Genomic DNA, 4451 nt, shown 5'->3' with positions numbered 1-4451 from the left:
CACCCCCATCACGAAGACGGTGAGGACGAGGAGGATCATCAGCTGGCCGATGAGCAGGCCCCAGAACAGGCCCCAGCCGGACAGCTGGGCCGGTGGGGTGTCCGGCCAGGCGCCGGGGAGGTCGTGCGGCCGGCCGACGAGGTGGCGCATGGCCAGAGGGGTGCGGGTGAACGTGACGCCGGTGGGCCAGGCGCCCTGGGCGAGCCAGGCCGCCAGTCCCGTGGCCGTCCACACCAGCACGGTCATGCCGAGGAGGAACGCGAGCGTGCCGACCAGCAGGCCGTCGGGGATGCCGCCCTGGCCCTGGCGGCGGCTGTCGCGGCGGTCGTCCGGTCTCACCCTGCGCTCCCCCTCTACGCCACCGTCGACTCGGAGTCGCCCAGGTGCTGCTCCACGAAGGCCGCGGCCCGCTGCTCCGCCTCCAGTTCCGCCGCGTGCAGGACGTCGTCGGCCCTGAGGTCGCTCGCGGACTCGGTCATCGCGCGGTCGGTGAAGACCAGGGGCCGTTCCGTCTCCGTGACCAGGTGTTTGACCACCTGGACGTTGCCGTTGACGTCCCAGACCGCGATGCCGGGCGTGAGGGTCGGGATGATCTCCACCGCCCAGCGGGGCAGGCCCAGCACGCGGCCGGTCGCCCGCGCCTCGTCGGCCTTCTGGGCGTAGATCGTCCTGGTCGACGCCATCTTGAGGATGGCCGCGGCCTCCTTCGCGGCGGCACCGTCGACCACGTCGGACAGATGGTGGACGACCGCGACGAAGGACAGGCCGAGCCGGCGGCCGAACTTCAGCAGGCGCTGGAACAGCTGGGCCACGAACGGGCTGTTGATGATGTGCCAGGCCTCCTCGACCAGGAAGATGCGCTTCTTCCGGTCGGGGCGGATCCAGGTGTGCTCCAGCCAGACGCCGACGATCGCCATGAGGATCGGCATGGCGATGGAGTTGCGGTCGATGTGGGACAGGTCGAACACGATGAGCGGCGCGTCCAGGTCGATGCCGACCGTGGTCGGGCCGTCGAACATGCCGCGCAGGTCACCGTCGACCAGGCGGTCCAGCACCAGGGCGACGTCGAGGCCCCAGGCCCGTACGTCGTCTATGGCGACGTTCATCGCTTCCGCCGACTCCGGCTCGGGGTGCCGTAGCTGCTCCACGATGTCGGAGAGGACCGGCTGGCGGTCGACGATCGTCTCGTTGACGTACGCGTGGGCGACCTTCAGGGCGAAGCCGGACCGTTCGTCCAGGCCGTGGCCCATCGCCACCTCGATGATGGTCCGCAGCAGCGCCAGCTGGCCGGTCGTGGTGATCGACGGGTCCAGGGGGTTGAGCCGGATCCCGTGGTTCAGGGCGGCCGTGGGGTCGAGCCGGATGGGTGTTATCCCCAGCTCCTGCGCGATCAGGTTCCACTCGCCCACGCCGTCCTCGCCCTGCGCGTCCAGGACGACGACCTGGCGGTCCTTGAAGCGGAGCTGGCGCAGGACGTACGTCTTCTCCAGGGCCGACTTGCCGTTGCCGGACTCGCCGAGGACGAGCCAGTGCGGGGCCGGCAGCTGCTGGCCGTAGAGCTGGAAGGGGTCGTAGATGTAGCCCTTCCCGGAGTACACCTCGCGGCCGATGATGACGCCGGAGTCGCCGAGGCCGGGCGCGGCCGTGGGCAGGTAGACGGCCTGGGCCTGGCCCGTGGAGGTGCGCACCGGCAGCCGGGTCGTCTCCACCTTCCCGAACAGGAAGGAGGTGAAGGCCTCGGTGAGGACGGACAGCGGATCCCGCATCGGCGAATCAGCCCCTACCTTCGGATGCCGGTGGCGAAGGGAAGTGTGTTCACGAAGGCGCGGTGGTGCTCTCGGTCGCACCACTCCAGCTTGAGGTACGACTTGCCGGCGGAGGCCCTTATCGTGCGCTTGTCGCGGGCGAGGGCCTCCGGGGAGCGGGCGGAGACGGTGATGTAACCGACCAGGTTGACGCCGGCGGCGCCGCTGGCGAGGTCCTCGCCGCGCTGGTCGAGCCGGTTGTGCGCGGCGATGTCCCGGGGGTCGACGGTCCGGTTCATCTTGGCGGCGCGGGACGCCTCGGCCTCGTCGTTGGTCTTCTCGGTCAGCATGCGTTCGATGGCGACCTCGGTGGGTTCGAGGTCCATGGTGACGGCGACCGTGCGGATGACGTCCGGGGTGTGGACGAGGAGGGGTGCCAGGAAGTTGACCCCCACCGGGGTCATCGGCCACTCCTTCACCCAGGCCGTCGCGTGGCACCAGGGCGCGCGGGTGCTGGACTCCCGGGTCTTGGCCTGGAGGTAGGTGGGCTCCATGGCGTCCAGCTCGGCCGGCCAGGCGTTCCGCTTGGTCATGGCCTGGATGTGGTCGATGGGGTGGTCGGGGTCGTACATGGAGTGGATGAGGGAGGCCAGCCGTCCCTGACCGAGCGGCTGCCGTACCCGGATGTCGGCCTCCTGGAGCCGGGAGCAGATGTCGGTCAGCTCCCGGGCCATGACGACGGCGAGTCCGGCGTCCCGGTCGACCTTGCCGCCGTGTGCGCGGGCGGCGCGGGCCATGGCGTGCGCCTCGGCGGCGAGGTCGCGGGTGTAGTGCATGCAGGCGACCAGGTAGGCGCGGTGCTGCTCGCTGCTGGTGGACACCATGGACTGGAGCTGTTCGTACGACCGCTGGAGCCAGTCCGGGGAGCGGTCGTCGCCGCGCAGGGCGACGTCCTTGGCGTGCGCGTCCGGGTCGGCGGGCAGGGTGCGGGCGAGCATCTGCAGCCGGGTGACGAAGCCGTCTCCGTTGGCGACGTGCTTGAGCAGCGTGCCGAAGCGGTCGACCAGGGCCTCCTGGTCCTCGGAGTCGCGCAGGCCGACGCCGGGGCCCTCGATCTCGATGGCGGCGGTGACGGTCTTGCGGTCGGCGTGCAGCAGTACGGCGATCTCGTCCGGCCCGAAGGGCGCGGCGAGCCAGGTGATGCGGCCGATGCCCGGGGGCGGCCCGATCTCGATCTCGCGCCCGTCGAGCCGTGTGCCGGCCTCCATGGCACCGGACCGGTAGACGGCGCCGCGGCCTTTGACGGTGCGCTTGTACGAGCGGTTGATCTCGAACCACTTGTAGAAGGTGCGGCGCTTGTACGGCACGTAGACCGCGGCGAGGGCGAGCAGCGGGAAGCCGGTGAGCAGCGCGATCCGCAGGGGCAGGACCGGGACGAGGAGGCCGCACATCATGCCGAGGAACGCGCCGGCGATGATCAGGGCGATCTCGCCGGTCTCGCGGTTCCGGCCGATGATCGCGTTCGGCCGGGCGCGGCCGATGAGATACGTACGGCGGGGCGTGACCGGATGGGACAGGTGGGACTCGGTCGTCAACGCCCTTCACCTCCCGAGCGGTTGTTGCGGGTGTTGCTGGCGTGCGGGGTGTTGACCGGGCTGGACGCGCGGGGCGCGGGCGTGGCGGAGGGGACGGCTCCGCCGGTGCCCCCGGTCGGGGTACGGCTGCTGTGGGCGGCGACGCCGCTGGAGGCGGGGTTGGCCGGGCGGGGGGTGCTGCTGCTCTGTCTGCCGGTGTGGTCGGCGCGGGAGCTGTGGGTCTTGATGCCCTGGGCGACGAGGGTGGCGGGGGAGCTGATGACGGCGGCGGCCTTGCTCTCGGCGCCCTGCATGATGCGGTTGCTGCGGGAGCCGGCGATCTCGTCGCCGAAGCCGGGGACGAAGCGGTAGATCATCGCGCTGGCGAAGATGGCGAGCAGGATGATGGCGAGGCCGGAGACGACGGCGGAGAAGGCGTCGGGGCCGTTGTCGCCGGACAGGGCGCCGGCGAGGCCGAGGACGATCACGATGACCGGCTTCACGAGGATCACGGCGATCATGATTCCGGCCCAGCGGCGGACGTGGCCCCACAGGTTCTTGTCGACCAGGCCGGCGTAGACGACGGTGCCGAGGAGGGCGCCGACGTAGAGCAGGGCGGCGCGGATGACCAGCTCCAGCCAGAGGACGCCGGCGGCGAGGATGCTGACCAGGGACACGACGATCAGCATGATCGGGCCGCCGCCGATGTCGGTTCCCTTCTTCAGAGCGCCGGAGAAGGTGCCGAAGAAGGTGTCCGCCTGGTCGCCGGTGGCCTTCGCGAGGACGTCCGTGACGCCGTCCGTGGCCGAGACGACGGTGTACAGGATCAGGGGGGTGAAGGCGGAGGCCAGCACGGTGAGCCAGAGGAAGCCGACGGCTTCCGAGATGGCGGTGGTCAACGGCACGCCGCGCACGGCGCGCTTCGCCACGGCGAGCAGCCACAGCAGGAGGGTCAGGATCGTGGACGCGGCGAAGACGATGGCGTACTGCTTCAGGAAGGCCTGATTGGTGAAGTCGACCGTGGCGGTCTCCTTCACGGCGTCACTGAGCTTCCCGATGGTCCACGAGGCGGCGTCGGCACATCCCTTGGCGAGGGAGGAGAGGGGGTCGAGGGTCTCGGTGAGGGGGTTGG

Annotated in this window: 3 protein-coding genes and 1 pseudogene; all 4 read right to left on the bottom strand. The window is 70.7% G+C overall.

Annotated elements, in window-relative coordinates:
- A pseudogene (locus CCN44_RS22050) lies at positions 1–339 on the bottom strand (type VI secretion protein); the annotation flags it as partial.
- Between the two features lie 14 nt (positions 340–353).
- Positions 354–1766, bottom strand: coding sequence for an ATP-binding protein (locus tag CCN44_RS22045; RefSeq protein WP_059251170.1), 1413 nt, complete (start codon positions 1764–1766; stop codon positions 354–356).
- Positions 1767–1780: 14 nt separating this feature from the next.
- Positions 1781–3340 carry an SCO6880 family protein gene (locus CCN44_RS22040; RefSeq protein ID WP_059251172.1) on the bottom strand — a complete coding sequence of 520 codons (1560 nt, stop codon included), beginning with the start codon at positions 3338–3340 and terminating at the stop codon, positions 1781–1783.
- On the bottom strand, positions 3337–4451 hold a 1115-nt coding region (locus tag CCN44_RS22035), incomplete at its 5' end, for a hypothetical protein (RefSeq protein WP_086698867.1). The genes CCN44_RS22035 and CCN44_RS22040, both read right to left, overlap by 4 nt.

This window comes from Streptomyces tricolor (genome assembly GCF_002155905.1).
In the GTDB taxonomy this organism is placed as follows: Bacteria; Actinomycetota; Actinomycetes; order Streptomycetales; family Streptomycetaceae; genus Streptomyces; species Streptomyces tricolor.
The sequence above is the reverse complement of the archived record's forward strand: the minus strand, read 5'-3'. Positions and strand labels throughout refer to the sequence as shown.

Excerpts from the sequence above, each read along its gene's own strand:
- CCN44_RS22045 (WP_059251170.1), bottom strand. The coding sequence starts at position 1,766 with ATGCGGGATCCGCTGTCCGTCCTCACCGAGGCCTTCACCTCCTTCCTG.